The sequence below is a fragment of the Microvirga sp. RSM25 genome (assembly GCF_044784385.1).
GTDB classification, from domain to species: Bacteria; Pseudomonadota; Alphaproteobacteria; order Rhizobiales; family Beijerinckiaceae; genus Microvirga; species Microvirga tunisiensis.
Genome location: NZ_CP173039.1, coordinates 1,505,299 through 1,531,535, shown reverse-complemented (window position 1 = coordinate 1,531,535; position 26,237 = coordinate 1,505,299). Strand labels below are relative to the sequence as shown.

The 26,237-nt window shown below is 64.5% G+C and carries 19 protein-coding genes and 3 pseudogenes; 11 read left to right on the top strand and 11 right to left on the bottom strand.

Translation table 11 applies throughout. From position 1 onward, the window contains the following. Positions 1–204: 204 nt before the first annotated feature. Positions 205–1,354: pseudogene (locus ACD578_RS07330) on the bottom strand (amidohydrolase). Between the two features lie 235 nt (positions 1,355–1,589). On the opposite strand from ACD578_RS07330, the gene ACD578_RS07325 reads away from it, so the two are divergent. Beyond that, positions 1,590–2,471 (top strand): SDR family oxidoreductase, encoded by an 882-nt coding sequence (locus ACD578_RS07325; protein WP_404292033.1) that lies wholly within the window; start codon positions 1,590–1,592, stop codon positions 2,469–2,471. Here ACD578_RS07325 and ACD578_RS07320 read toward each other — a convergent pair. From ACD578_RS07320 to ACD578_RS07275, 10 genes and pseudogenes are all read right to left on the bottom strand, one after another. Continuing rightward, positions 2,458–3,279 carry a uroporphyrinogen-III synthase gene (locus tag ACD578_RS07320; protein WP_404292032.1) on the bottom strand — a complete coding sequence of 274 codons (822 nt, stop codon included), beginning with the start codon at positions 3,277–3,279 and terminating at the stop codon, positions 2,458–2,460. The genes ACD578_RS07325 and ACD578_RS07320 overlap by 14 nt on opposite strands. Before the next feature lie 22 nt (positions 3,280–3,301). After that, on the bottom strand, positions 3,302–4,777 hold the full coding sequence (gene cysG / locus ACD578_RS07315; RefSeq protein ID WP_404292031.1) for a siroheme synthase CysG: 1,476 nt from the start codon (positions 4,775–4,777) through the stop codon (positions 3,302–3,304). Next, entirely contained in the window at positions 4,749–7,409 is a 2,661-nt protein-coding gene (locus ACD578_RS07310; protein ID WP_404292030.1) for a molybdopterin-dependent oxidoreductase, read from the bottom strand. The genes cysG and ACD578_RS07310 overlap by 29 nt, the downstream gene beginning before the upstream one ends. Before the next feature lie 9 nt (positions 7,410–7,418). Beyond that, positions 7,419–7,751 (bottom strand): nitrite reductase small subunit NirD, encoded by a 333-nt coding sequence (gene nirD, locus ACD578_RS07305; protein WP_152738362.1) that lies wholly within the window; start codon positions 7,749–7,751, stop codon positions 7,419–7,421. Next, on the bottom strand, positions 7,748–10,198 hold the full coding sequence (gene nirB / locus ACD578_RS07300; RefSeq protein WP_404292029.1) for a nitrite reductase large subunit NirB: 2,451 nt from the start codon (positions 10,196–10,198) through the stop codon (positions 7,748–7,750). Before nirB ends, nirD begins: the two co-directional genes overlap by 4 nt. A gap of 11 nt (positions 10,199–10,209) precedes the next feature. Beyond that, positions 10,210–11,005 (bottom strand): annotated as a pseudogene (locus ACD578_RS07295) (ABC transporter ATP-binding protein). 12 nt (positions 11,006–11,017) lie between these two features. Further along, positions 11,018–11,919 (bottom strand): annotated as a pseudogene (ntrB, locus tag ACD578_RS07290) (nitrate ABC transporter permease). 18 nt (positions 11,920–11,937) lie between these two features. Continuing rightward, positions 11,938–13,230 (bottom strand): CmpA/NrtA family ABC transporter substrate-binding protein, encoded by a 1,293-nt coding sequence (locus ACD578_RS07285; RefSeq protein WP_404292028.1) that lies wholly within the window; start codon positions 13,228–13,230, stop codon positions 11,938–11,940. Positions 13,231–13,623: 393 nt separating this feature from the next. Next, complete coding sequence (locus ACD578_RS07280; RefSeq protein ID WP_404292027.1) at positions 13,624–14,886, bottom strand: CmpA/NrtA family ABC transporter substrate-binding protein; 1,263 nt, start codon at positions 14,884–14,886, stop codon at positions 13,624–13,626. A gap of 37 nt (positions 14,887–14,923) precedes the next feature. Then, positions 14,924–15,532 (bottom strand): ANTAR domain-containing response regulator, encoded by a 609-nt coding sequence (locus tag ACD578_RS07275; protein ID WP_404292026.1) that lies wholly within the window; start codon positions 15,530–15,532, stop codon positions 14,924–14,926. A 333-nt stretch (positions 15,533–15,865) separates the two neighbouring features. Between ACD578_RS07275 and ACD578_RS07270 the strand changes: the two genes are divergently transcribed. From ACD578_RS07270 to ACD578_RS07225, 10 genes are all read left to right on the top strand, one after another. Beyond that, entirely contained in the window at positions 15,866–16,633 is a 768-nt protein-coding gene (locus ACD578_RS07270; protein ID WP_404292025.1) for a FadR/GntR family transcriptional regulator, read from the top strand. Positions 16,634–16,649: 16 nt separating this feature from the next. After that, the gene (locus ACD578_RS07265; RefSeq protein WP_404292024.1) at positions 16,650–17,684 is read left to right on the top strand and encodes an ABC transporter ATP-binding protein; all 1,035 of its coding nucleotides are present in this window, start codon (positions 16,650–16,652) and stop codon (positions 17,682–17,684) included. Continuing rightward, positions 17,681–18,781 (top strand): ABC transporter ATP-binding protein, encoded by a 1,101-nt coding sequence (locus ACD578_RS07260; RefSeq protein WP_404292023.1) that lies wholly within the window; start codon positions 17,681–17,683, stop codon positions 18,779–18,781. Before ACD578_RS07265 ends, ACD578_RS07260 begins: the two co-directional genes overlap by 4 nt. Before the next feature lie 41 nt (positions 18,782–18,822). Next, positions 18,823–20,322, top strand: a complete 1,500-nt coding sequence (locus ACD578_RS07255) for an ABC transporter substrate-binding protein (protein ID WP_404292022.1) — start codon at positions 18,823–18,825, stop codon at positions 20,320–20,322. A gap of 77 nt (positions 20,323–20,399) precedes the next feature. Beyond that, on the top strand, positions 20,400–21,347 hold the full coding sequence (locus tag ACD578_RS07250) for an ABC transporter permease (protein ID WP_404292021.1): 948 nt from the start codon (positions 20,400–20,402) through the stop codon (positions 21,345–21,347). Further along, positions 21,344–22,219, top strand: a complete 876-nt coding sequence (locus ACD578_RS07245; RefSeq protein WP_404292020.1) for an ABC transporter permease — start codon at positions 21,344–21,346, stop codon at positions 22,217–22,219. Before ACD578_RS07250 ends, ACD578_RS07245 begins: the two co-directional genes overlap by 4 nt. Positions 22,220–22,246: 27 nt before the next feature. Next, entirely contained in the window at positions 22,247–24,040 is a 1,794-nt protein-coding gene (locus tag ACD578_RS07240; RefSeq protein WP_404292018.1) for a gamma-glutamyltransferase family protein, read from the top strand. 12 nt (positions 24,041–24,052) lie between these two features. Further along, on the top strand, positions 24,053–24,778 hold the full coding sequence (locus ACD578_RS07235; protein ID WP_404292017.1) for a DUF1028 domain-containing protein: 726 nt from the start codon (positions 24,053–24,055) through the stop codon (positions 24,776–24,778). A gap of 79 nt (positions 24,779–24,857) precedes the next feature. Then, the gene (locus ACD578_RS07230) at positions 24,858–25,709 is read left to right on the top strand and encodes a sulfite exporter TauE/SafE family protein (protein ID WP_404292016.1); all 852 of its coding nucleotides are present in this window, start codon (positions 24,858–24,860) and stop codon (positions 25,707–25,709) included. Positions 25,710–25,754: 45 nt separating this feature from the next. Beyond that, positions 25,755–26,222, top strand: a complete 468-nt coding sequence (locus ACD578_RS07225; protein WP_404292015.1) for an opioid growth factor receptor-related protein — start codon at positions 25,755–25,757, stop codon at positions 26,220–26,222. Positions 26,223–26,237: the final 15 nt, after the last annotated feature.

The following is a 26,237-nucleotide window of genomic DNA, read 5'->3' as shown; positions in this document are numbered from 1 at the left end:
CGGCCATCCCGATCACGTGAAACACCTTGCTTTTCGAGGTGGGATCACCGGCACAAGGCCGGCGATGACGTTGGAGGGAATGCAACTGTGTCATTCCCGGCCGAAGCGCAGCGAAGGGGAAGGGAATCCACTTACACGCGCTGCTCTATGGATCCCCTTCCCGGCCCTTCGGTCGCCGAGGATGACAGTGCGTAGCGCGGAAACCTACCCAAGCAGATTCCGTACCGTCCGCATGAACACCCGTGCGCCGATGCCGATCAGGTCATCGGGAAAATCGTAGTCCGGATTGTGCAGGCTCGGGTGGTTCTCGCCGGCTCCGAGGAAGAACATGGCGGCGGGCGCCCGTTGGCCGAAGCGCCCGAAATCCTCCGAGGCCCGTATCGGCAGGTTGCCCTTGTCGTGGGGCACGCCTTCTTCATCGAGCGCACGGCGAAGATGGGCCACCGCCTCCGGCGCGTTCTCGCAATGCCCGAAGATGTCGTCATGGGACACCTCGACGCTCAGTCCCTTCTCCCGCGCCGCGCTCAGGACCAGATGCTCGGCGCTCACGCAGAGATCTTCCATCCCGGCATCGGTCAATGTGCGCAGGGTCGCCCAGATTTCGGCGCCGCGCCGGAGCCACGCCGAAGGCGGGCTCGCCGATCTTCACGTGGGTGACGGTCACCATTGCGAAGTCTTTGTCCAGCGGGCCACCCCGGCCGAGAGCCGTCAGCGCCGGCATCAGCTCGGCCACGACATTCACGGGCGATATGCCCGTCTCGGGCATCGACGCGTGAGCGGTCTTGCCGTTGAGAACGATGCGCATGCCCCGGGATGCGCAATTGACCGGTCCCTCCGCCAGCGCGACATGGCCGAGCGGCAGACCTGGGAGATTGTGCAGGGCGAATGCAAAATCCGGTGAGATCTCGCGGAAGCGCGGGTCGGCCACGACGGCCGCCGCCCCGGAGCCATCCTCCTCCGCCGGCTGGAACAGCAGGATGGCGCGGCCGCGCTGCGGACGTCGGCGGCCAAGCGCACGAGCCAGACCGGCCAAGATCGCCATATGACCGTCATGGCCGCACAGATGTCCCTTGCCCGGAACGCCGGAGCGATGAGGCAGATCGGAAATCTCCTCGATCGGCAGGCCATCGAGTTCCGCCCGGACCATGACGGTTGGCCCCGGCGCCTTGCCCTCGTAGATGGCCGCGATTCCGTGGCCGCCGAGACCCGTGATGATTCGGTCCGGCCGTGTGGGAGCCAGGAACGCGCGAACCTCAGCTGCGGTCTGAACCTCCTCTCGGGAGAGTTCAGGCGTGCGGTGGAGCTTGCGCCGAAACGCCGCCAGCTCGACCATGTCTTCGTTGCTCAAAATCATGGATCGCCTCCGCACTGGACCTTGATGGGAGCAGAACCGCTCAAGCGATAACAGCCCGGCCTGTTTCGGCACGACGTTATGGACCGAAGGACGGGCCTCGATCAAGCTGTCCATACGGAAGCATCATGGGTTGAAACAGAGTTCCTGTCCCCGTTTCGGATTGGAGATTGCTGGGTCCGCCCGGTGACGCTAGGTTCCGTTCACGTTTCCTCACCCATAAAATTTCGCTGGTCTCATGAACCTGTTCGTCTTCGGTCTCGGCTATTCCGTCCGCCAGTTCCTCAGCCTGTACCGCGAGCGCTTCACGGAGATCGGCGGCACGGTGCGCAAGCCGGAGAAAGTTCGGGCGATGGAGGCGGAAGGCATCCAGGCCCTCCGATTCGACGGCACGGACTTCGATCCTCGCATACTCGAGCGGATCGCCCGTGCGGACGCGCTTCTCGTCTCCGTGCCTCCCGTGAGTGAGACCGATCCGGTGCTGGACCATTTCGCCGAAGCCATCGCATCGGCCCCCCATCTGCGCTGGATCGGCTACCTGTCGACCGTGGGCGTCTACGGCCATGCGGACGGCGATTGGGTGGACGAGACGACACCGCCCAATCCGGCGACGATCCGCTCCCGCCATCGCATCGCCGCCGAGCGGGAGTGGCTTGCACTCGGGGAGAGCGCCCCGTTTGCGGTGCAGATCTTTCGGCTGGCCGGCATCTACGGCCCCGGCCGCAATGCTCTGGTGAAGGTCGCCGACGGCACCGCCAAGCGAATCGTCAAACAGGGACAGGTGTTCAACCGGATCCACACGACCGATATCGCGCAGGTTCTGATGGCCTCCATCGAGCGCCCGAGCCGGAATGCGATCTACAACGTCGCGGACGACGAGCCGGGCCCGCCGCAGGATGTCATCGCCTACGCGTCCGACCTGCTCCGTCGCGAGCCACCTCCGGAGGTGCCGTTCGAGGAGGCCGAGATGACCCCGATGGCGCGCACCTTCTACGAGGACAACAAGCGGGTTCGCAACACGCGCATCAGGACGGAGCTGGGCGTGATGCTTCGCTACCCGACCTATCGCGAGGGTCTGCAGGCCCTTCTCGAAGCCGGCGAAGGGATCACGCGGGACTGACGTGAGCCGCTGACAGCTTCCTGCCGAAGGCCATCACCAGCGGCTTGAGGTGGTAGCTGTCCTGCGGCATCGCGCCGACAGGCCAGCCTGCCTTTTCCACGGCCTCCGCCGTGACCGGCCCGACGGCGGCGATCAGGATCCGCCGCATGGCCGCGTCGATATCCTCCTCCTGGCCGAACCGCCGCGCGACCTCCTGCAGCCGCCGCACCTGCGCGGTGCTGGTAAAGGCGATCAGGTCGACGGTTCCGGAGGCGAGTTCCTGAATGAACGCGAGGACCTGCCCGTCTTCTTCGTCCGAGGCATAGCGATAGCTCAGGACGGGATCGACCTGCGCCCCTGCGGCTTCCAGGAAATTCGGCAGAGCCTCCTCGCCGCCCGGATAGAGCAGAATGCCGATGCGCCTGCCCTCGATGCGATGGGCGGACAAGGTCTTCATCAATCCCGCCGTCGTCGGCTCGTCGGCCATCAGGTCGGGCGCGAGACCGATGCCACGCAGGACCTTGGCGGGCTTGGGTCCGCGAGCGACCTTGAAGGCTTTGCGCAGCGCCGCGATCACATCCGCTTCGATGCCCTTGCGGCGGGCGAAGCCCAGAAGGCGGGACAACCCTTCTCCGGTGTAGAGGACCACGATGTCGTGCCAGCCCTGGACGAGCCGATCGAGCCAGGCGTCGACCGAACCGGAATCCTGCACATCGTGGATCGACACCAGCGGGCAACGAACGACGACGGCGCCCTGCCGTTCGAGCATTCGCGTGAACAGATCGAGTTCCCGGCTCTCGGGCACGGCGATGCGGCGTCCATCCAGCATGATCTTGCCTTTGTCCTTCTCTTCAAGCCGTCGCATCGAGCATGAGAGGCTGTTCGAGCCCCCGATCGTTTGCTTTGGCGGCTCGCTCGAACACGCGGCCGACGCCGATGATGACGGGCTTCGTCGGATCGCGCCGTTCGCTGGCCCAGCCGAGGTCCGCAATCGAGCCGGCCCAGCGTTCGTCACCCCGCGATACATTCGAGACCAGCACGGCAGGCATGGTCGGCGAACATCCCGCCTCCATCAGGCGCTCGGCGATGGCGCCCGCCGTGCCGCCTGCCATGTAGAAGATCGTCGTCGTGTTCGGATCCGCCAGTCCCTGCCAGTCGAGACCGCTCGGAAGCCGCCCGGTCTTCGCGCATCCGGTGACGAAGCGGACCGACTGCGCCATGTCGCGATGGGTGAGCGACACGCCGAGAGCGGATGCCATGGCGATGCCGGCGGTGATGCCCGGCACCACGTCGACGGGAACGCCGGCTTTCTCCAGATGCTCGATCTCCTCTCCGGCGCGGCCGAAGACCATCGGGTCGCCCGACTTGAGCCGCACCACCTGCTTTCCCTGGAGAGCAAGGCGGGTCATCAGATCGTTGATGTCGCCCTGGGCGCAGGAGGCACGCCCTCCCCGCTTGCCGACCATGAGGCGCTTCGCCTCGCGGCGGGCGAGCTCCAGCACGTCCTCGGACACGAGATCGTCGAAGAGAATGACATCCGCGGATTGGAGGGCGCGCATGGCTTTGAGCGTCAGCAGTTCCGCATCGCCGGGCCCGGCGCCGACGAGCGTGACGCGTCCAGTCCTTGCTGCCGGTTCGGACGCGATCCGATCCAGCACCGTCTGCACGGTATCGCCAAAGCTTTCCGGCGCTCTGCCCTGGAAGGCGAGATCCGTGAAGCGCTCCCAGAAGGCGCGTCGTGCCATGCCCGGAGACAGATTCCGCATGACGCGCTCGCGCAAATGCTTTGCCAAGGCAGCCCAGGAGGCGATGGAAGGATGCAGCAGCGTCTCGATCCTGCGCCGGATCGCCTGGCCCAGGATCGGCGCCGCGCCATCCGTGGAAATGCCGATCACGACGGGCGAACGGTTGACGACGGAGCCGAACTGGAAATCGCAGTAGCCGGGCTTGTCGACCACGTTGACCGGTACGCCGGCCTCATGGGCAGCCGCAGAAAAAGCCCCTGCCTCCTCCTCATCTTCGAGATCGGCCACGGCCAGAGCGGCATCGGTCAGCATATCGGCGGACCAACCGGCTCGATGCAGGCTGAGCGAGCCATCCACAGCACCGCGCGACAGCAATGCGTCCATCTCGGCAGATAGCTCCAAGGCATAGATATCCACATGGGCTCCGGCAGCGGCGAGCAGTTCCGCTTTCCAGGCCGCACCGGGCGATCCGCCGACGAGAACCGCGCGCCGGTCCTTCAGGTCGAAGAAGACCGGCAGCTTGGCCAAGCGGCCGAGCCGACCCGGCTCCGCCTCAGACGGCTTTCTTAAGGGCTGCAGCATCGATCAACCTCCTGATTTCAACGCGGCAGGAGCCGCAATTCGTGCCGGCACGCAGGGACTGGCCGACCTCATCCACGGTTTCAGCGCCATTCTCGACGGCCGCCGCGATCTGGTTCGCGCCGACCGAGAAGCAGGCGCAGACGATGGGACCGGGATCGGCCTGGTCGGCGCCGGGACGCCCGCTCAACAGGCGCAGGCGCTCGGTACCGCGGATTTCCTTCGCCGAGAGGTGTTCGACGGCCCATGTCCGCGACACGGCCACCGGCCGCGGCGCGATAAACAGCGCGCCCAGCAATGCGTCGCCCGAGAAGGTCGCGAGCCGGAAGCTGGCTTGGTCCTGATCGCTGTACGACAGCGTCTCCAGATTCTCGCCGCTCCCGACTAGGTCGGCCGCGTAGGCAGCCCAATCCTCCACCGGTTCGGCACCGGCGAGCTCGATGCGCCAGCCGCCCTCGGCCCTGGCAAGCGCCCAATAATCCGCCGCGATGACCTCCGGCCTGTTGCGCAGGACGGCAAAGCCGTACCAAGCGGCATCGAACGGCTCGATGCGCACACCGGACAACTTGAGACCGGGCTGGCCGGAAATCGGATCGACCGATGGATGAACTGCCGCGCCGATGCGTCCCTGCGCCGTCTGCTGATCCGTCCAGTGCATGGGGACGAAGACGCTGCCCTTCTGCTGCCGCTCCGTCACGAGGGCGCGGACGACGACCGCGCCTTGCGGACTCACGATGCGCATGAGGGTGGCAGGCGCGATTCCGGCCTCCTCGGCATCCTCTGGATGGATCTCGCAGAAGCTCTCCGCGTAATGGCTCATCAGGCGCGGCGTCTTCGCCGTGCGCGTCATGGTGTGCCACTGGTCGCGGATGCGGCCCGTGTTGAGGATCAGTGGGAATTCCGGCGAAACCGCTTGCAGCGCGACCGGCGTCGAAACGAACCGCCCTCGCCTGTCGGGCGTGTAGAAGCCGCCCTCCGCGAAGAAACGCGTCGTCGCGTCATCGAGCGCCTGACCTTGCCGGCGTGGCCACTGGAACGGCGCCAGCATGTCGTAGGCGCTCTCGCTCAACTCGGCACAGGCGCCGATGTCGAAATCGCGTGTTCCGTCATTCGCAATGCCCGACAAGGCGGCATGCTCGCGGAAGATCTCGGCCGGCGACCGGTAATCGAACGCCTCGGCAAATCCCATGCGGGCGGCGACGTCGCAGATGATGCGCCAGTCGGGTCGTGCTTCTCCCGGGGCTTTCAGGAAGGAGCGTTGGCGCGAGATGCGGCGCTCGGAGTTCGTCACCGTACCGCTCTTCTCCGCCCAGCCGGCTGCCGGCAGGAGGACATGGGCGTGGCGTGTCGTGTCGGTGCGGGTGACATCGCTCACCACCACGAACGGGCAGCTGCGAAGCGCATCCTGAACGGCATCCGCATCCGGCAGGGAATCGGCCGGATTGGTGCCCATGATCCAGATCGCCTTGACCTGCCCATCGCCGACCGCGCGGAAGAGGTCGACGGCCTTCAGGCCCGGACGCTCCGCGATGCCAGGACTGCCCCAGAAGGCCTGAACCAGTTCGCGGTGGCTCGGGCTGTTGATGTCGAGATGCGCCGCCAGCATATTTGCCAGTCCACCGACCTCACGCCCGCCCATGGCATTGGGTTGGCCGGTGAGCGAGAACGGCCCCATGCCGGGACGTCCGATGCGCCCGGTGAACAGGTGGCAATTGATGATGGCATTGACCTTGTCGGTGCCGACGACCGATTGGTTCACACCCTGCGAATAGGCCGTCACGACGCGCTCCGAGCGACTCCACAGCGTGTAGAACTCGCGCAGCTGCTCGGCCGGAAGGCGGGTGGCGCTGAGCGCACCCGGAAAACCGCATTCCCGTGCTGCCCCTAGCGCCTCAGCGAGGCCCGAGGTGTGACCGTCGACATAGGCGCTGTCGCCCAAGCCCATTCGGTCGAGATGATCAAACAGGCCCAAAAAAAGCGCGACGTCGGAATTGGGAGCGATCGCCAGATGCAGATCGGCAGCTTCCGCCGTCACGGTACGGCGCGGATCGACGACCACGATCTTGGTGCCGCGTCGCTCGCGCGCGGCAAGGAGGCGCTGAAACAGGACGGGGTGGCACCACGTCATGTTGGAGCCGACGAGAACGACGAGATCGGCTTCCTCCAGATCCTCATAGGTGCCGGGCACGGTATCGGACCCGAAGGCGCGGATGTGGCCTGCCACTGACGAGGCCATGCAGAGACGGGAATTCGTGTCGATGTTCGCAGCGCCGATGAAGCCCTTCATCAGCTTGTTGGCGACGTAGTAGTCCTCGGTGAGCAACTGGCCCGAACCGTAGATGGCCACCGATTCAGGACCATGCTCGATAATCGTCTCGGAGAAGCGCCGCGCCACCAGATCGAGCGCTTCATCCCATGCCGCACGGCGGCCGTCGACTTCAGGATAGAGCAGCCTGTCGTCGAGACTCAGCGTCTCGCCCAGAGCCGAGCCCTTCGAGCAGAGGCGGCCATAATTGGCCGGGTGCTGCTCATCCCCCTTGATCGCGACAGATCCATCCTCCTGCGGCGTCGCCAGGACACCGCAGCCGACGCCGCAATAGGGACACGTGGTTCGGGTCGGGGTGCCGCTCGCCATTCTTCCTCCTCAGGCAGCGCGGGCCATGAGAGCCGAGGCTGCGAGCAGGATGCGTGAGCCCTCGATCCGCAGCGGGATTTTATGGGTGCAGCCATGGTCGGCCCCCTGCGCCTCGCCGGTCTTCAGGCTGATCACCCAGTTGTGCAGCGGACAGGTCACGGAATGGCCGTGCACGATACCCTGGGACAGCGGCCCGCCCTTGTGCGGGCAGCGATCGCGCAGCGCGAAGAGCGTTCCGTCCGCCGCCTTGAATACGGCGATGTCCCCGCCCGGCGCCTGAACGACCCGCGATCCGAGAACCGGCACGTCGTCGACCGCGCCCACATCGATCCACTCGCTCATTCCGCTGCCTCCGCCAGGGTAAAGTCGGCCATGGGCCTGAACTCGTGCGCGTCGCGCCCGGCCACCCGCTCGGCCCAGGGATCGACCTGCGCCGTGCGCTGGGAGATGACGAAGCGCTCGTAGAGGGCCTGGCGCCTCGTCAGATCGTCGACCACGGTCGCCCGAATGGATTCCACGCCGACCCGGTCGGCCCATTTGTACATGCGCTCGAGATAGTGCCCCTGCTCACGATAGAGCTGCGTCAGGGCCGCGATGACCTCGATGCATTCATCCTCTTCTGGCACCTTGCAGAGCAACTGCGTGCCCTTGATGTGCAGGCCTGCCGCCCCGGCGAAGTGGATCTCGTAGCCGGAATCGACGCAGATCACGCCCACATCCTTGCAGGTCGATTCCGCGCAGTTCCGCGGGCAGCCGGAGACTCCCATCTTCACCTTCGCCGGCGTCCAGGAACCCCACATGAACCTCTCGATCTTGACGCCGAGGCCGGTGGAATCCTGCGTGCCGAAACGGCACCACTCCGTGCCGACGCAGGTCTTCACGGTGCGCAGGCCCTTGGCGTAAGCGTGGCCCGAGACCATGCCGGCATCGTTGAGGTCCGCCCAGACGGCCGTCAGGTCCTCCTTGCGCACACCGAGGAGATCGATGCGCTGGCCGCCCGTGACCTTCACGGTCGGGATGTTGTATTTCTCGGCCACGTCCGCGATGGCGCGTAGTTCCCGCGGGTTGGTCAATCCGCCCCACATGCGCGGCACGACCGAATAGGTGCCGTCCTTCTGGATATTGGCGTGGACGCGCTCGTTGATGAAGCGGGAGCGGCCATCATCCTCGTATTCCCCTGGCCAGTCGCACAGCAGATAATAGTTCAGGGCCGGGCGGCACTTGGCGCAGCCGCAGGAGGTCTTCCATCCCAGTTCCTGCATCACGGCCGGGATCGACTTCAGCTCGGCCGTCCGGATGAGACGGCGCACGTCGTCGTGGCCGAGATCGGTGCAGCCACACATCGGTTCGACCGTCGCCTTCGCGAACTTGTCGCCGAGCGTCAGGGCCATCACCTGCTCGACCAGTCCGGTGCAGGTGCCGCAGGACGCGGAGGCCTTCGTGTGCGCCCTCACCTCGGCGAGCGTGCTCAACCCCTTGTCGGCAATGGTCTGGACGATCTTGCCCTTGCAGACGCCGTTGCAGCCGCAGATTTCCGCATCATCCGGCAAGGCTGCAACGGCCGCCGTAGGGTCCAGGGGAGCGCCTCCGACGTAGGATTGACCGAAAATCAGGGTGTCGCGCAGTTCCGTGACATCCGTCTCCTTGCGCAGGAGATCGAAGAACCAGGACCCGTCGCCCGTCTCGCCGTAGAGCACCGCGCCGACGATGCGGTTCTCCTTGAGAACGAGCCGCTTGTAGACACCGCGCGCCGCATCGCGCAGGACGATATCCTGCCGATCCTTGGCCTCGCCAAAATCCCCGGCCGAGAACAGATCGATGCCGGTGACCTTCAGCTTGGTGGCCGTGACGGAGCCGGTATAGCCGGCCGCCTCGTCGCCGGCGAGCTGCGCGGCGACGACCTTCGCCATTTCATACAGCGGCGCCACGAGGCCGTAGCAGAGGCCACGATGCTCGACGCATTCGCCCACCGAGAAGATATCGGGATCGCTCGTGCGCATGTCGTCGCCGACGAGCACGCCCCGGTTGGTCTCGAGCCCCGCCTCTTTCGCCAGCCCCGCGTTCGGCCGGATGCCGACGGCCATGACGACGATGTCCGCCGGCAGTTCCGTTCCGTCGTCGAGCCGAACGCCGGTGACATGCGTCTCGCCGAGGATCGCGTGGGTATTGGCCTTGCAGCGCACGGCGATTCCGCGGTCCTCGAAGGCCTTCTGCAGCAGGTAGCCGGACGAGGGATCGAGCTGTCGCTCCATCAGGGTCGGCATGAGGTGGAGAACGGTCACCTCCATGCCCTGCGCCTTCAGACCGGCCGCCGCTTCGAGCCCGAGCAGGCCGCCGCCGATGACGATGGCGTGTCCACCCTTTTGCGCCGCCTCGAGCATCTTGTTGACGTCGTCGAGGTCGCGATAGGTGGCCACGCCCGGCAGGGTGGCGCCGGGGATCGGCACCACGAAGGGCATCGATCCGGTGGCGACGAGGAGCTGGTCGTAATCGGCCGCCGTTCCATCCGCCGCGATCACGCGTCTGGCGGCACGATCGATCTCGACGACCTGCTTGCCGCGATGGAGCGTGATGCCGTGCGTCTCGTACCAGGCATCGTCATGGATCAGGATGTCTTCATAGGCCTTCTCGCCCGAGAGAACGGGTGAGAGCATGATGCGATTGTAGTTCACGCGCGGCTCGGCGCCGAAGATCGTGACCTCGTAGGCGCCGGGCGCCCGCTCGAACAACTCCTCCAGGGCACGGCCGGCGGCCATGCCGTTGCCGATGACGACCAGCTTCTTGGGCATCGTCACTCTCCTCACGCTGCGAGTGTCGGAGCCCGGTGGCGTGCATAGAGGAACTCCAGCACAGCCGCACGGGCATCGTTGTAGGTGGAATTACCGACGAGTTCGAGGCGCTGACGGGGACGCGCCAGATCGACTCTCCAGATCCTCGCCGATGGTGGCTGCAGGCCCGTTCGTCATCATGACGATCCGGTCGGAGAGCAGCACCGCCTCGTCCACGTCGTGGGTGATCATGATGATCGTGTTGCCGAGCCGGCTGTGGATCTCCATGACCTGATCCTGGAGATGCGCGCGGGTCAGCGCATCGAGAGCGCCGAACGGCTCGTCGAGCAGCAGGATCTTCGGCTCCATGGCGAGCGCCCGGGCGATGCCGACGCGCTGCTTCATGCCACCGGAGATCTCGTGTGGCCGCTTGTTCTCGGCATGGGCCATGTGCACCAGTTCGAGATTGTGGCGGGTCCAGTCGCGACGCTCTGCCTTCGACTTCCTGCCGCGGAACACCTTGTTGACTGCAAGCTCCACGTTCTCGCGCACGGTCAGCCAGGGCAGCAGCGAGTGGTTCTGGAACACGACGGCGCGATCGGGTCCCGGGCCGCTCACGGCCTTGCCCTCCAGGAGCACCCCGCCTTGGCTCGGTTCCAGGAGGCCGGCCACGATGTTGAGCACGGTGGACTTGCCGCAGCCGGAATGGCCGATGATCGAGACGTATTCGCCCTTCTCGATGGAGAGGTTCACATCCCGCAGCACTTCGGTCGTGGCGCCGGCGCGCTGGAAGGAGATGCTGACGTGATCGATCTTGAGATAAGCCATGGTGCCGTCTCCCTACTGCGCGGCAGTGCCGCGGGTGAGCAGATGGCCGATGGCCGCGATGGAGCGGTCGAGCACGAAGCCGACCACGCCCACATAGACCAGGGCCACGATGATGTCGGAGATGAGGGACGAGTTCCACGCGTCCCAGATGAAGAAGCCGATGCCGACGCCGCCGATCAGCATCTCGGCCGCCACGATGGCGAGCCATGACAGGCCGATGCCGATGCGAAGGCCGGTGAACATGTGAGGCACGGTGGCCGGCACCATGATGCGCGTGAAGAACTCGATGGGCGAAAGGCGCAGGACCTTGGCGACATTGCGATAATCCTGCGGGATGTTGCGGATACCCACCGAGGTGTTGATCAGGATCGGCCACACGCTCGTGATGAAGATCACGAAGATGGCGGAGGGCTGCCCGTCGCGGAAGGCTGCCAGGGAAAGCGGCAGCCAGGCCAGCGGCGGAATGGTGCGCAAAACCTGGAACACCGGATCGAGGCCGCGCATGGCCAGCGTCGACTGACCCAGCAGGACGCCGACACCGATGCCGACGATTGCCGCCAGGATATAGCCGTACCCGACGCGCACGAGAGAGGCCGACACATGCCAGAAGAGGCCCTGGTCGATGCCGTTGCCGACCTTGAAGGGATTGACGATGATCTCCCAGCTCTCGTCGATCACCTTCAGCGGCTCGGCAGCGCCGAGGTGGGGCTCGAAGCGAGGATCTGCCAGAGGATCAGCAGGAACGCGATGGTCAGAACCGGCGGGGCCAGTTGCGTGACGATGCCGGTGCCGATGCGAACGGCGCGGGAGAGAACGCTGACCGGCTTCGGCGCCAGCGGATGGAGCACTGCCTGCTGAGCGGGCGGTGCGGCCTTCGGGTTTGGAAGAGCGAGGACGCGGGCGGAATGAACCATGAGCCTGTTCTCCGACGGTTACGCAATGCGCTTGATGGGCAGGCTTGCGAGATAGGCCTGAGGGTTTTCCGGATCGAAGACCTTGCCGTCGAAGAAGGTCTCCTTGCCGCGGCTGTCGCTGGCCGGAATGTCGCTTGCGGCGATACCGAGCGTCTTCGCCGCCTCACGCCAGAGATCGGAGCGGTTGACCTTGTCGACGAGGGCCTTGGCGTCGGTGTTTGTCTCGAACTTGCCCCAGCGCATGTTCTCGGCAACGAACCACAGGTCGTGCGACTTGAAGGGAAAGGAGGCGTGATCGCGCCAGAATTTCATGATCCCGGGCGAGTCCTTCACGACCTTGCCCTCGATGCCGTAGTCGTACTCGCCCCTCTGGCGCGGCAGGATGTCGGCGACCGGAACGTTGAACCAGGCGCGGGTGCCGACGATCCTGCACATCTCCTCGCGGTTCTCGAGCTTGTCGCACCAGGCCTGAGCTTCCATCACGGCCATGAGCAGGGCGCGGGCCGCCTTCGGGTGCTTGTCCACCCAGGCGGCGCGCAGGCCGAGGGCCTTCTCCGGATGCTTGTTCCAGATCTCGTAGGTGTTGGCCGCCGTGTAACCGAGCTTCTGGTTGATGAGCTGCGCATTCCAAGGCTCGCCGACGCAGAAGGCATCCATGGTGCCGACCTTCATGTTGGCGACCATCTGAGGCGGCGGCACCACGATGGTGGACACGTCCTTGTCGGGATCGATGCCGCCGGCTGCGAGCCAATAACGGATCCACAGATCGTGCGTGCCACCCGGAAAGGTCATCGCAACTTTCGGATCGCCACCCGCGGCACGTTTCCTGGCGAAGGCGTCCTTCAACGGAGATGAGTCGAGCCCGAACTTCAAACCGTTGTATTCAGCGGCAACGGAGATTGCCTGCGCATCGAGATTGAGGCGGGCAAGGACATACATTGGGGTCGGCACGCCGCCCTGCGTCACCTTGCCGGTCGAGATCAGGTAGGGCATCGGGGTCAGGATGTGAGCGCCGTCGATGCCGTTGGCTTCCGAGCCCAGCACAAGATTGTCGCGGGTCGCGCCCCAGGAGGCCTGCTTCAGCACCTCAGCATCCGGCAAGCCGTGCTTGGTGAAGAAGCCCTTCTCCTTGGCGATGATCAGAGCGGCTGCATCGGTGAGCGCGATGTAGCCCAGTTTGACCGTCTTCGTCTCGGGCTCGGCACTCTGCGCGAAAGCGCCGCCCGGGAAAGCCGCCTTCGCGGCAGCCAGCGTCAAGGCTGCGCTGGCACCGCGAAGCGCGTCTCGACGGGTGATCTTCGGTGTCTGCATCGTGCTTCCCCTGTTCCTGCCGCCAAGCGCCGTTGCGCCGAACGAGCGTCAATGAAACTTTGTCGAGGTCGATCTGCCGGAAGCCATGAGGCTCAACCGCAGACGCAGATCGCCTGTTGCCGGGTCATGCAGAGCCGGCCGAAAAGCAAAAAACGCCGCGAGATGAACTGAATTCCGCATCGATGCGGGTACAGCTGATCCAGCGACGTCGTTGTCGGGAAATGCCCCTTTCGAGAGGCGTCAACGGCCCGTCATCGTTGACCGGCCTATCGTCGAGAGTGGCTCAGACATCATTGTCCTGCCGGTCTCTCGCTTAGAAAAGGTATAGACTGCCTATATCTTGCTCAAGGTCATAATTTGTGCAGTGCGCCTTTGTTATGTGCGGTGCAATGCCTATTCGGCAATCGAAGCATTGATCCCGTTTCGGATGTCGAAACCTGCGACGTAGCCGGGAATGTCCTCGGGCACGAAGGTTCGCCCATCGATGAACTTCTCCGGTCCTACACCCTCGATCTTGCTGTCGATCGAGGGTACGGAACGACCCAAATTCCCGAGAACCTCCCGGTACATGTCTGGGCGATAGGCAGCCTGAACCTGGGACAGGCCGGCCACGTCAAAGGCAACCTGTCCCCAGCGCACCATCTGGCTGTAGATCCACAGGGCGTGACTGATCCAGGGAAAGTTCGCCGACTGATCGTTGAATGTCAGATAGTTCGCCACCTGCCGCGTTCTGCCGTCGGGATCGACCGTCAGCTGCCCGGAGAGCAGGCGCAGGATCAGTTCGGATGGAACACCCACATAGGCCGGATCCGACATCATGTCCGCCAGGGCGCTGTGGTTCCGTCTCTCGTCGCACCAGCGGGCTGCGGCATCGAGCGCCACGATGAGGCGCGACAGGGTCTCAGGATTTTCCTCGGCCCATTCCGGGCTCACGCCCAGCACCTTCTCCGGAGCCGATGGCCAGATATCGGCCTTGGTCGCCACCATGCGCCCGACGCCCTTTTCCACGGCGATCATGTTCCAGGGAGCATTGACGCAAAAGCCGTCGATGGCCCGCGCCGTCATGGCATCGACCGTGAGCGGCGGCGGCACGATCGTCATGGTCACGTCGGCGTCGGGATTGATCCCTGCCGCCGCGAGCCAGAAGCGGAACTCGTAGTTGTGAGAAGAGAAGGGATAGGTCATGGCAAAGACGAGCGGCTTCCTGCCGGCCCACCTTCTCTGCTCGATCACCTGCTTCAGAGCCACGCCGTTCGCGAGTGCGCCCTCGGAACCATCAAGCCCCGCGACAGCCTGCATTTCGCGATAAAGCTCCACTGAAAGCGTGATCGCGTTGCCGCCGCGCCCGAGCGCGAAGGGCGTGAAGCAGGGATAGGGATTGGATCCCAGTTGGAGTTGCGACGCAATCGGCATCGGGCTCAGCATTTGAGCTGCGTCGAACTGGCGAAATGCCAGACGGTCGCGGATGTTGGACCACGACACATCCTTGATCAGCTGCAGGCGAAGACCTTCTCGGCGGGCAAAGCCCTGTTCGGCGGCGGCTACCAGCACGGCCATGTCGACGAGGGGGATGAACCCGATGCGGACCAGGCGCTCGGGCGCGGGACGTCCCCTCCTTTTCGAAGGAGTGTCATCCACCGATCCAGCCTGATGCATGGGGCTGCTCCCCGCGTCTTTCAAATCCCACACGCGCTTATTTCTCCAGAAGGGAAGCTGCCGTCACGACACTCTGGGCGATATCGACGAGCTTCCGTTTCTCGTTCATGGCGGTTTGGCGAAGAAGGGCATAAGCCTCCTCCTCCGAGAGTTGCCTGGTTTTCATGAGAATGCCCTTGGCCCGCTCGATCACCTTGCGAGACGCCAGTTCGCTGCGAGCCTCAAGAAGCTCGCGCTGCAGACGATCGAAGGCATTGAAGCGGCTCACCGCCATGTCCACGATGGGCTTCACCCGCTCCTTGCGTAATCCATCGACCACATAGGCTGAAACGCCGGCCTCGACGGCAGCCTGGATCATGGATCCGTCGGAGTGGTCCACGAACATCGCCACGGGACGCGACACGAGCTTCGAGACCTGGAACATCTGCTCCAGGACGTCGCGACTCGGGTTCTCGATGCCGATGATGATCACGTCGGGATCGACGGTGCTCAGGCGCCGGAGCATGTTGGTCATCGTCTCGATGACCTCCACGTCGAGGATCCCAGCCTCCTGCAATCCATCGATGAGAATGGCCGCCCTGATGCTGTTTTCCTCAATGATCGCAACGCGAAGAGGCCGCTGACCGGGTTGTGTGTCTTTGGTCAAATTCCTGAAAGCTCTCGCTGCGAATGGTGATCCACTACCGGAGACTTGAAGCAAGTTTCAGGCCAAGCCGCCCACCCTCGGCGATTTCCGAAATCCGGCTCCTCGATGCGTAAACTTTAGGCATCTGGCGAAGGCTTGGCAGGGCGCGATAACGGCTCTCTTCGCCCTTCTGATCAATGAACCGGCAAGGTTTGAACAGAGAACCATCACCGAACCAGTTGCAAATTGGTTCAGCCCTGGGCTAGCCTTGTTTCGTTGAGGCCTTGAGTCACGAAACAATGGATCGTGACTTTGGGACCGGCAGCAAGATTGGTTCGTACGGAGCCGGATCTCATGTCCAACCCCGATCCATTGCTGGACAGCTCGAACTTCGCCCTCGGGCGGCTGCGGGCTCTCCTGGAGGACAGCTCCTTCGACAAGGAGCAGCGGTTGCCGTCGGAGCGAGTGCTGGCGGCGCAGATCGGCATCGGCCGGCGGGCGCTGCGGCGGGCTCTCGAGGTGCTGGAGGCCGAAGGGCGGATCTGGCGCCACCAGGGCAAGGGGACCTTTCTCGGGCCCCGCCCGCCCGAGCCGCATGCCGATCTCGAGGAACTGTCCAAGCGGACCAACCCGCTCGAGGTCATGGACGTGCGCCTGGAGATCGAGCCAGCGCTGGCCCGGCTCGCAGCCCTGCGCGCCTCGAACGGCGACATCGAGCGGCTCCTGCATCTGGCGAACAAGACCGCGTCGATGTCCGATGCGGACGGCCGCGAGCTCTGGGACAGCGCCCTGCACCGCGCCATTGCTGAGGTTGCCAACAATTCGCTTCTTCTGGCGATCTTCGACATGGTCGATCGAATCCGCCAGGACGCCACGTGGCGGCTTCTGCGCGAGCGCGCCCGCTCAGGCGCCCGTCAGCAGGCCTATGTGGATCAGCACCGGCGCGTGATCGCAGCCATCGCCCAGCGCGAGGCCCATGCGGCGGAAGAAGCCATGCGCGAGCACCTCGAGCTCGTGCGCGACGGGCTTCTGAAAGTCATGACGAGCCCCCTGCCCGACGGCAGGGATCCAGATGCGGCAATATCTGAAAACACCGAGGATCAGCGTCTCCATGGGACTTGAGGCAGCACAGCAATCAATGACCGGCACTCGCAATCCGGGCAAGGTCGGGTTGGCCGCCGAGCCGCCGTTGCTCAATGTTGAAGGGCTTTCCGTCCGCTTTGATGGCGCGCCCAAGGGCGTGAACGTGGTCGACGACGTGTCCTTCTCGGTGAGCAAGGGCAAGACCCTGTGCATCGTGGGCGAATCCGGCTGCGGCAAGAGCGTGACCTCGCTAGCCCTCATGGGGCTCCTGCCGACGCCGCCGGCGCGGATCGTGTCAGGCTCGGCCCAGTTCGATGGCCAGGATCTGCTGACCCTCACCGAGCGCGAGCGGGCAGATCTGCGCGGCGACCGGATAGCCATGATCTTCCAGGAGCCGATGACCTCGCTCAACCCGGCCTTCACCATCGGCGACCAGATCGCGGAGGGCATCGTCCGCCACCGCAGGGTGTCGAAGGCCGAGGCCATGGAGCGGACCCTCGAGATGCTGAAGAAGGTGCGCATTCCCGCACCCGAGAAGCGTCTGCGTGCCTATCCGCACGAGATGTCCGGCGGCATGCGCCAGCGCGTCATGATCGCCATGGCGCTTGCCAACGATCCGCAGCTCCTGATCGCCGACGAGCCGACCACGGCCCTCGACGTGACAATTCAGGCGCAGATCCTCACTCTCATCCGACGCCTGCAGGAGGAGACCGGCACCGCCATGATCCTCATCACCCACGATCTCGGCGTGGTGGCGGAAGTCGCCGACGAGGTTGCCGTGATGTATGCGGGACGCGTCGTCGAGAGTGGTCCGGTCGAGGCGATCTTCGAGGACCCGCAGCATCCCTATACCATCGGCCTCATGGGTTCCGTCCCGTCGCTCGGCCGTCGTCAGGGTCGGCTCGCTACGATCCGCGGCACAGTTCCGCCGGCGGAGCTGATGCCCAAGGGTTGCCGCTTCACGCCGCGCTGCCCGTTCTCCGACAGCCATTGCGCCAACGATCCGCCGCCACTCGCCGAGATTAAGCCTGGCCATCGGGCACGCTGCTGGTACGCCCCTCTCGAAGTTCACCGTGGAGCCGACCTATGAGCGTGATGCCCCCGGACGACATCATTCTCGAAGGCGTTGGCCTCAAGAAGCATTTCGGCAGCGGCGGCCTGCTCTCGTCGCCCTCCGTCGTGCGCGCCGTCGACGGCGTGTCCCTCGGCATTCGGCGCGGTGAGACCTTCGCCATCGTGGGCGAATCCGGCTGCGGAAAGTCCACCTTGGGCCGCCTTCTGCTGCGCCTGATCGAGGCGACCGAGGGCGACGTGCGCTATGAGGGCCGTTCGATCCTGAAGCTCAACAAGAGTGAGTTGCGCAAGCTGCGGCGCGAGCTGCAGATTATCTTCCAGGATCCCTATGCCTCACTCAATCCACGCATGAATGTGGGCGACATCATTGCCGAGCCCATCTGGCTGCACAATCTTGCCGCCGGGCGAGAGAAGCGCGAGCGCGTGGCCGATCTCATGCGCACGGTCGGCCTGCTGCCGACCCACGCGGACCGTTATCCGCACGAGTTCTCCGGCGGCCAGCGCCAGCGCATCGGTATTGCCCGGGCGCTCGCCGGCGACCCGAAACTGATCATCGGCGATGAGCCGGTTTCCGCGCTGGACGTCTCGATCCAGGCGCAGATCATCAACCTGCTCGAGGACCTGAAGGGCCGCTTCGGCCTGACCCTCGTCATTGTGGCGCATGACCTTGCCGTCATCCGTCACATGAGCGACCGCGTCGCGGTGATGTATCTCGGCGAGATCGTGGAGTTGTCGGATACGGATGCGCTCTTCGACAACCCGCTGCATCCCTATACTCAAGCGCTGCTCGCCGCGATTCCCGTTCCGAGCCCGATGAACCGCCAGCCGAAAGCGCTGCTCCAGGGCGATGTGCCGAGCCCGGCCGCGCCGCCGTCGGGCTGCCGCTTCCATACCCGCTGCCCCCACGCCCGTGCGGTGTGCAGGGAGCAGCATCCTGCCCTTGAAACAGCGCCCGGTGGTCGGCAGGTAGCCTGCCATTTCTGGCGCGAAATCCAGGGAGCGGGCGCCGGCTCCATCAGCGCGCCGCCCCCGAGCGCTGCGCTCGCCAAGCGTCTTGCGCTCTACCGAACTTGGCGCGAACGGCAGGATAAGCCCGTCACGACGAGCCCTTGAACCAGAAGACGACATCCAGAGGACGATTGGAGGACGACAGAATGAAGAAGAGACTGCTCCTTGCCTTGGCCGCCGGGCTCATGATGAGCACCGCGGCCTCTGCGCAAACCCTGCGCATCGGTCTGAATGAAGATCCCGATGTGCTCGATCCGCACCGCGCGCGCACCTTCGTCGGGCGCATCGTGTTCACGTCGCTTTGCAACAAGCTCGTCGACATCACGCCCGATCTGAAGTTCACGCCCGAACTCGCCACCGAATGGCAATGGGGCGACGACGGCAAGTCGCTGACTTTCAAGCTGCGCCCGGGCGTGAAATTCCATGACGGTGAGCCACTGAATGCGGCTGCCGTAAAGGCCAATATCGACCGTGCCCGCACGCTGCCGGACTCCTTGCGCAAGAGCGAGCTGACCTCGGTGGACAATGTCGAGGCCGTCGACGACTTGACCGTGAAGGTCAATCTCTCCCGCGCCGACGCGACCCTGCTCTCCCAGCTCTCCGACCGCGCCGGCATGATCATGTCGCCGAAGGCGCTGTCTTCGGCCGATTTCGGCCAGAAGCCGATCTGCTCGGGTCCATACAAGTTCGTGGAGCGCGTCCAGAACGACCGCATCGTGCTGGAAAAGTTCGCCGATCATTGGAACGCCAAAAACTTCAACTTCGAGCGCATCGTGTTCCAACCCATCCCGGACACGACCGTGCGTCTTGCCAACCTGCGCTCCGGCAATCTTGACCTCATCGAGCGTCTGGCCCCGAGCGACGTTCCGGCGGCGAAGAGCGATTCCAACCTGGTCTTCGCGCCGGTCTCCGGCATCGGCTACCAGGGACTGACTATCAACACCAACAATGGTGAGCGCGCCAAGAGCCCGCTCGGTCAGGACAAGCGCGTCCGTCAGGCCCTCGAGCTCTCCATCGACCGCAACGTCATCAACGAAGTGGTCGGCGCGGGAATCTATCCGCCCGCAGGTCAGCCGTTCCCGGAAGCGAGCCCCTACAACAACCCGAAGTTCAAGGCCACCGAGCGTGACGTCGCCAAGGCCAAGCAGCTCCTGAAAGAGGCCGGTGTCGACCGGGTGAAGCTTGAGCTGACTTTCGGCACCGGAACGACGGCTCAGCAGATCGCCGAGATCATCCAGGCGATGGCCGCCGAGGCAGGATTCGACATCTCGCTGCGCCCGACCGAGTTCGCGGCCATGCAGAAGGAAGCCCAGGCTGGCAACTTCGACGTGAACGTGATCGGCTGGTCCGGCCGCGTCGACCCCGACGGCAACATTCATCCGTTCGTCACCTGCAAGGGCGCCCTCAATGACGGCCGCTATTGCAACGAGCAGGTCGACAAGCTCTTGAACGACGCCCGCGTCACCAATGACGAGGCTAAGCGCAAGCAGCTCTACGATGCCGCGCAGGAAATCCTGAAGCAGGATCTGCCGATCATCTACACCTACTACCAGCCCTGGCCCTTCGTTCACACGAAGAAGGTCCAGAACTTCAAGCCCTATCCGGATGGCATGATCCGCCTGCAGGGCGTGAAGTTCGCCTCCTGAGACGACCAAGAAGCTGCGTGCCCGGTTGAATGACCGGGCACGCCCCTGCCCTTCTATGTTATGGGTTCCACGAGCTGATGCTGCGCTATATCGGACGACGAATACTGATTGCTATCCCGACGCTGATCATCGTGTCGCTTCTGGTCTTCGCCCTGCAGAAGCTCCTGCCCGGCGATCCGGTTCTCACCATGGCGGGCGAGGAACGCGACCCGCAGGTGCTCGCCTACCTGCGCGAGAAATATCGCCTGGACGACCCTATCCCGGTTCAGTATTTCGCCTGGATCGGATCTGCGTTGACCGGCAATCTCGGGATTTCGCTGCGCACCGACATCCCGGTTCTCGATCTGATCCTCAGCAAGCTGCCCGTCACCTTGGAACTGGCCATTATGGCGATGATTGTGGCGCTCGCCATCGGCATTCCCGCCGGCATCATCTCGGCCGTGAAGAAGGGAACGGCGGTCGACTACACCGCCAACGTCATCGCTTTGTCGGGCCTGTCCATTCCCAATTTCTGGCTCGGCATCATGCTCATCATGCTGATCTCGGTGCGCTGGCAGCTCCTGCCCGCCTCCGGCTATGTGCCGCCGACCGAGGATCTCTGGCTCAACATCAAGACCATGCTCATGCCAGCCTTCGTGCTCGGCACGGGTTTGGCCGCGAGCCTGATGCGCCATACCCGCAGCGCTATGCTCGGCGTCCTGCGCTCTGACTATATCCGCACGGCCCGAGCCAAGGGGCTTCTGTCGCGAAAAGTCATCCTGAAGCATGCCCTGCGAAACGCGCTCGTGCCCATCGTGACACTTTCCACCCTGCTCTTCGGCGAACTGCTGGCCGGCGCGGTGCTCACGGAGCAGATCTTCACCATCCCGGGCTTCGGCAAGCTCATCGTTGATGCGGTGTTCAACCGTGACTACGCGGTGGTTCAGGGTGTCGTGCTTTGCACGGCCATCGGCTTCATCTTCATGAACCTCCTCGCCGATGTCCTTTACGTTCTCGTCAATCCCCGCCTGAGGCACGCTGCATGACCGCCACAGCCGTTATCGCCGACGAGGTCGCGCTGCCGAAGAAGCGTAACCGCGTCCTCACCAAGTTCCTGAAGAACAGGAGCGCCGTTCTCGGCGGCGCTATCGTTCTGTTCTTCGTGCTCGTCGCGCTCGTCGGCCCCTACTTCGCGCCGTACGATCCGATCAAGCCGAGCTTCACGAGCATCCGGAAGGCGCCGTCGGCCTTGTACTGGTTCGGTACCGACGAACTCGGACGTGACCTTCTCTCCCGCATGCTCTGGGGTGCCCGCGCGTCTATCATGGCCGGTGTGGTCTCGGTGACCATCGCCATCGTGCTCGGCGTACCGTTCGGCCTCGTCGCCGGCTATTTCGGCGGCTGGATCGATGCTGCGATCTCCCGCGCGACGGATGCCATGCTGGCGATCCCTTTCCTCATCTTCGCCATCGCGCTCGCGGCCTTCCTCGGGCCCAGCCTCACCAACGCGATGATCGCCATCGGTCTGTCCGCCATGCCCATCTTCATCCGACTCACCCGCGGACAGGTGCTGACCGTGAAGGCGGAGGATTACGTGGAAGGCGCGCGCGCCATCGGGCTGCCCGATTTCTGGATCCTGGTGCGCTATGTGTTCCCAAATGTCCTGCCGCCGATCCTGGTGCAGGGCACTCTCACCATCGCGACCGCTATCATCGCAGAAGCAAGCCTGTCCTTCCTCGGCCTCGGCCAGCAGCCGCCGAACCCATCCTGGGGCTCCATGCTCAACACAGCCAAGAATTTCATGGACCAGGCTCCCTGGATGTCGATCTTCCCCGGCTCGGCGATCTTCCTGATCGTGCTCGGCTTCAATCTTCTCGGCGACGGCCTGCGCGATGCGCTCGATCCTCGCGAACAGTAACAACAACACCAACTTCGGATAAGACATATGTTTACGACTCGGCCAGAGATCCTCGGCACCTTCGGCATCGTCACCTCGACCCACTGGCTCGCCTCCGCGGCCGGCATGTCGATGCTCGAGAAAGGCGGCAATGCCTTTGACGCCTGTGTTGCCTCCGCCTTCGTGCTGCAGGTTGTCGAACCGCATCTGGTGGGTCCGTCCGGCGAAGTGCCTGCGGTGTTCTACTCGGCCAGGACCAAGAAGATCGAAGTGCTCTGCGGCCAGGGCACGGCTCCGAAAGGCGCTACCATCGCCCATTACAAGAACGAGGGCCTCAAGCTCATTCCCGGCAACGGCATGCTCGCCACCGTCGTGCCCGGCGCTTTCGATGCCTGGATGCTGCTGCTGCGCGACCATGGCCTTCTCTCGCTGCGAGACGTGCTGGAACCTGCGATCTACTATGCCGAGCAGGGGCATCCCCTGCTGCCGCGCGTGTCGGACACCATCAAGGGCCTGAAGGAATTCTTCGAGACCGAATGGCCAACCTCTGCTGGCGTCTTCCTGCCGGGCGGCGAGGTCCCCAAGCCCCGCCAGCTCTTCCGCAACCCGCAGCTTGCCGACACCTGGAAGCGCATCCTCCGCGAGGGAGAAGCCAAGGGCAGCGACCGCGAGGCTCAGATCGAGGCAGCGCGCAATGCCTTCTACAAGGGCTTCGTGGCCGAAGCCATCGACGCCTTCGTGCGCAAGACGGAAGCCATGGATCAAAGCGGCTCGCGCCATCGTGGCGTGCTCACCGCAGACGACATGGCGAGGTGGTCCGCAAGCTACGACGCTCCGCAGACCTACGACTATCATAATTACCGGGTGAACAAGATCAGGCCCTGGGGCCAGGGTCCCGTCTTCCTGCAGACGCTGGCTTTGCTGAAGGACTTCGACCTCGCCGCCATGGGCCCGACCAGCGCGGAGTTCGTCCACACCATTGTCGAGGCCAAGAAGCTCGCCTTCGCCGATCGCGAAGCCTATTACGGCGATCCGGATTTCGTCGACGTACCCATCGAGACCCTGCTGTCGGATGCCTATAACGACGAGCGCCGCAAGCTCATCGGCGACAAGGCATCGTTCGAGCTGCGCCCCGGCCGCATCGAAGGCTACGAGGCTCAGGTGGAACGCACACTTGAGGCCCTGCGCAATCTCTCGACAAAGAACCGGGAAGTGACAGGCGGCGAGCCGACGCTCGCTTCCATGCGCTCCGCACGCCGAGGCGACACGGTGCATATCGATGCGGTGGACCGCTTCGGCAACATGATCGCCGCCATGCCCTCCGGCGGATGGCTGCAATCCTCGCCGGTCATTCCAGAACTCGGCTTCATGCTCAACTCTCGCGCCCAGATGTTCTGGCTCGAAGAGAACCTGCCAGCGAGCCTGGCTCCGGGCAAGCGTCCGCGCACCACGCTCACGCCAACCCTCGCGGAGAAGGACGGCGAGCCCTACATGGTCTTCGGCTCGCCGGGCGGCGACCAGCAGGAGCAATGGCAGCTTCTGCTGTTCCTGCGCCATGCCCATCATGGCCTGAACCTGCAGGAAGCGATCGACCAACCGATGTCGCATACGGCGCATTTCCCCTCCTCGTTCTATCCGCGCGAGCAGAAGCCCGGCCATCTCATGGCGGAGGAGACCTATGGCGCCGAGGTGCTCGACGATCTGCGCGCGCGCGGTCACGAGGTCGAGGTCGCGCCCGCCTGGACGGTCGGTCGCCTCGTGGCGGCAAGCCGCGACAAGGATGGGCTGCTGCACGGCGCCGCCACGCCGCGCCTCATGCAGGCCTATGCGGTCGGTCGTTGAGGAGCATGAACCATGACCTGGTCGATCATCGCCAAGGATCCTGAGACCGGCGCCTTCGGCGTTGCGGTGACCACGAAGTTCTTCGCCGTGGGAGCGCTTTGCCCCCACGGCGCGGCACGGATCGGTGCTCTTGCCACGCAGGCGCTCGTCAATCCCCTTTACGGCCCGGATGGCATTCGGCTCCTGGCGGAGGGACGCAGCGCCGAGGACATCGTCACGATCCTCACGGCTCAAGATCCGGGCAGCGGCTCCCGCCAGCTCCACGTGATCGCCCGTGACGGTCGCACCGCGGCCCATACGGGCCAGGACTGCATCGACTGGTGCGGTCACCTGACGGATGAGGGCGTCTCCGTTGCCGGCAACATGCTGGTGGGTCCTGCAGTGATCGAGGCAACGCTCGAGACCTACAAGCACCACATGGATCTGCCCTTCGCGGATCGTCTCATGAGCGCGCTCGATGCAGGGCAAGCCGAGGGCGGCGACAAGCGCGGCAAGCAATCCGCCGCCATCAAGATTTGGCGCGACGAGCCCTATCCCATGCTCGACCTGCGCGTCGACGATCACCCTGAGCCTCTGGATGAGATGCGCCGCCTCTACGGCGTCGCTCATGAGCGCTTTCTCGCATTCATGGATGCCATGGCGACTCGCGCCAATCCCGGCGGCATCACGGATCGATCCTGGATCGACGAGAAGGCGCGTGAATATCAGGCGCAGCATGAGAGACGCGCCTCGCGGTAGGACAATCCTGCAACAGTCTCACTTGCCGCGGGATTGAAAAGATCCTACGGCGATCTGCTTCCTTTTGATGGACATTCCGATGTTTGGCATCCCTCTGTTTGATCTGGCGTGGCTTGTTGTGGCGCTGCTGGCCGCCGGCGCGATCACCGGCCTGCTCGCCGGCGTCTTCGGCGTCGGCGGCGGCGCGGTCGCCGTGCCGATCCTCTACGAGCTCTTCCGCATCCTGGAGGTGCCCGAGGAGGTGCGCATGCCGCTGTGCGTCGGCACCTCGCTGGCCATCATCATCCCGACCTCGATCCGCTCCTTCAACGCTCACCGGGCCAAGGGCGCCGTCGACATGACCATCCTGCGCGTCTGGGCCGTGCCCGTGGTGCTCGGCGTCATCATCGGCAGCATCATCGCCCGCTATGCCCCGGCCGACCTGTTCAAGGCCGTGTTCGTGGTCGTGGCCGGCCTCTCGGCCATCCGCCTGCTCTTCGGCAAGGACACCTGGCGCTTCGGCCTCGACATGCCGGCCAAGCCCATCATGGTGGCCTATGGCTGGATCATCGGCATCCTCTCGGCCCTCATGGGCATCGGCGGCGGCCAGCTCTCCAACCTGTTCATGACCTTCTACAACCGCCCGATCCATCAGGCGGTGGCGACCTCGTCGGGTCTCGGCATCCTGATCTCGATCCCGGGGGCGCTCGGCTACATCTATGCCGGCTGGCCGCACATGGCCGATTACCCGAACGTGATCGCCTTCCAGCCGCCCTTGGCCCTGGGCTACATCTCGCTCCTCGGCTTCGTCCTGTTCATCCCCACCAGCACCTGGATGGCGCCCATCGGCGCACGGCTGGCCCACCGGCTCTCGAAGCGCCGGCTCGAGGTCGCCTTCGGCATCTTCCTCCTCCTCGTCTGCGCCCGTTTCGCCGCAAGCCTCATCGCCTAAGCGCACGAACAGCCTTAAACTGACGCCCCAAGCGGAGGCACGGCAATGGCATCATCGGCGGGACCTCTCCATGCTTTTCTTGCCGGAACCGGGCGCGACAGCCGGGGACGTCTTGCGGCCGATGTGCTCGGCTTTCCCGACGAGCCGCTGGAAGAGGTGCACGACTACATCCAGTGGCTGTTTCCGCTTCCGGCCCGCAGCGGCGCTCAGCCTGGAGCTCCGATACTGACGCAGGCCGAGATCGACGCGATCAGGGCTGATCCGAGCGCGCAGGACACACTCAGGCGAGCGGCCGGGCGGATGCTAAGGTTCTACCAGGATACGCGTTGGTGGCTCAGTTCGTATGATCATAACCACCTGCGGATCACCCGGATCATCCATAGCCTGAGAATTCTCACCGGACCGGAGGAAGCTCAGCGCTTTCACAATGCTGTCCTTGACCTGAATGACGCAGCAGGATTGCCCGTCAACGCGCGCAGCCTTGAGTACTGGGCAGACGCCGCAGGCACCTGACTCGTCAGATCTTTG

Coding starts and splice junctions, on each gene's coding strand:
- ACD578_RS07325 (WP_404292033.1), top strand. CDS start 1,590: ATGAACCTGTTCGTCTTCGGTCTCGGCTATTCCGTCCGCCAGTTCCTC.
- ACD578_RS07320 (WP_404292032.1), bottom strand. CDS start 3,279: ATGCTGGATGGACGCCGCATCGCCGTGCCCGAGAGCCGGGAACTCGAT.
- cysG (WP_404292031.1), bottom strand. CDS start 4,777: ATGCTGCAGCCCTTAAGAAAGCCGTCTGAGGCGGAGCCGGGTCGGCTC.
- ACD578_RS07310 (WP_404292030.1), bottom strand. CDS start 7,409: ATGGCGAGCGGCACCCCGACCCGAACCACGTGTCCCTATTGCGGCGTC.
- nirD (WP_152738362.1), bottom strand. CDS start 7,751: ATGAGCGAGTGGATCGATGTGGGCGCGGTCGACGACGTGCCGGTTCTC.
- nirB (WP_404292029.1), bottom strand. CDS start 10,198: ATGCCCAAGAAGCTGGTCGTCATCGGCAACGGCATGGCCGCCGGCCGT.
- ACD578_RS07285 (WP_404292028.1), bottom strand. CDS start 13,230: ATGCAGACACCGAAGATCACCCGTCGAGACGCGCTTCGCGGTGCCAGC.
- ACD578_RS07280 (WP_404292027.1), bottom strand. CDS start 14,886: ATGCATCAGGCTGGATCGGTGGATGACACTCCTTCGAAAAGGAGGGGA.
- ACD578_RS07270 (WP_404292025.1), top strand. CDS start 15,866: ATGTCCAACCCCGATCCATTGCTGGACAGCTCGAACTTCGCCCTCGGG.
- ACD578_RS07265 (WP_404292024.1), top strand. CDS start 16,650: ATGACCGGCACTCGCAATCCGGGCAAGGTCGGGTTGGCCGCCGAGCCG.
- ACD578_RS07260 (WP_404292023.1), top strand. CDS start 17,681: ATGAGCGTGATGCCCCCGGACGACATCATTCTCGAAGGCGTTGGCCTC.
- ACD578_RS07255 (WP_404292022.1), top strand. CDS start 18,823: ATGAAGAAGAGACTGCTCCTTGCCTTGGCCGCCGGGCTCATGATGAGC.
- ACD578_RS07250 (WP_404292021.1), top strand. CDS start 20,400: ATGCTGCGCTATATCGGACGACGAATACTGATTGCTATCCCGACGCTG.
- ACD578_RS07245 (WP_404292020.1), top strand. CDS start 21,344: ATGACCGCCACAGCCGTTATCGCCGACGAGGTCGCGCTGCCGAAGAAG.
- ACD578_RS07240 (WP_404292018.1), top strand. CDS start 22,247: ATGTTTACGACTCGGCCAGAGATCCTCGGCACCTTCGGCATCGTCACC.
- ACD578_RS07235 (WP_404292017.1), top strand. CDS start 24,053: ATGACCTGGTCGATCATCGCCAAGGATCCTGAGACCGGCGCCTTCGGC.
- ACD578_RS07230 (WP_404292016.1), top strand. CDS start 24,858: ATGTTTGGCATCCCTCTGTTTGATCTGGCGTGGCTTGTTGTGGCGCTG.
- ACD578_RS07225 (WP_404292015.1), top strand. CDS start 25,755: ATGGCATCATCGGCGGGACCTCTCCATGCTTTTCTTGCCGGAACCGGG.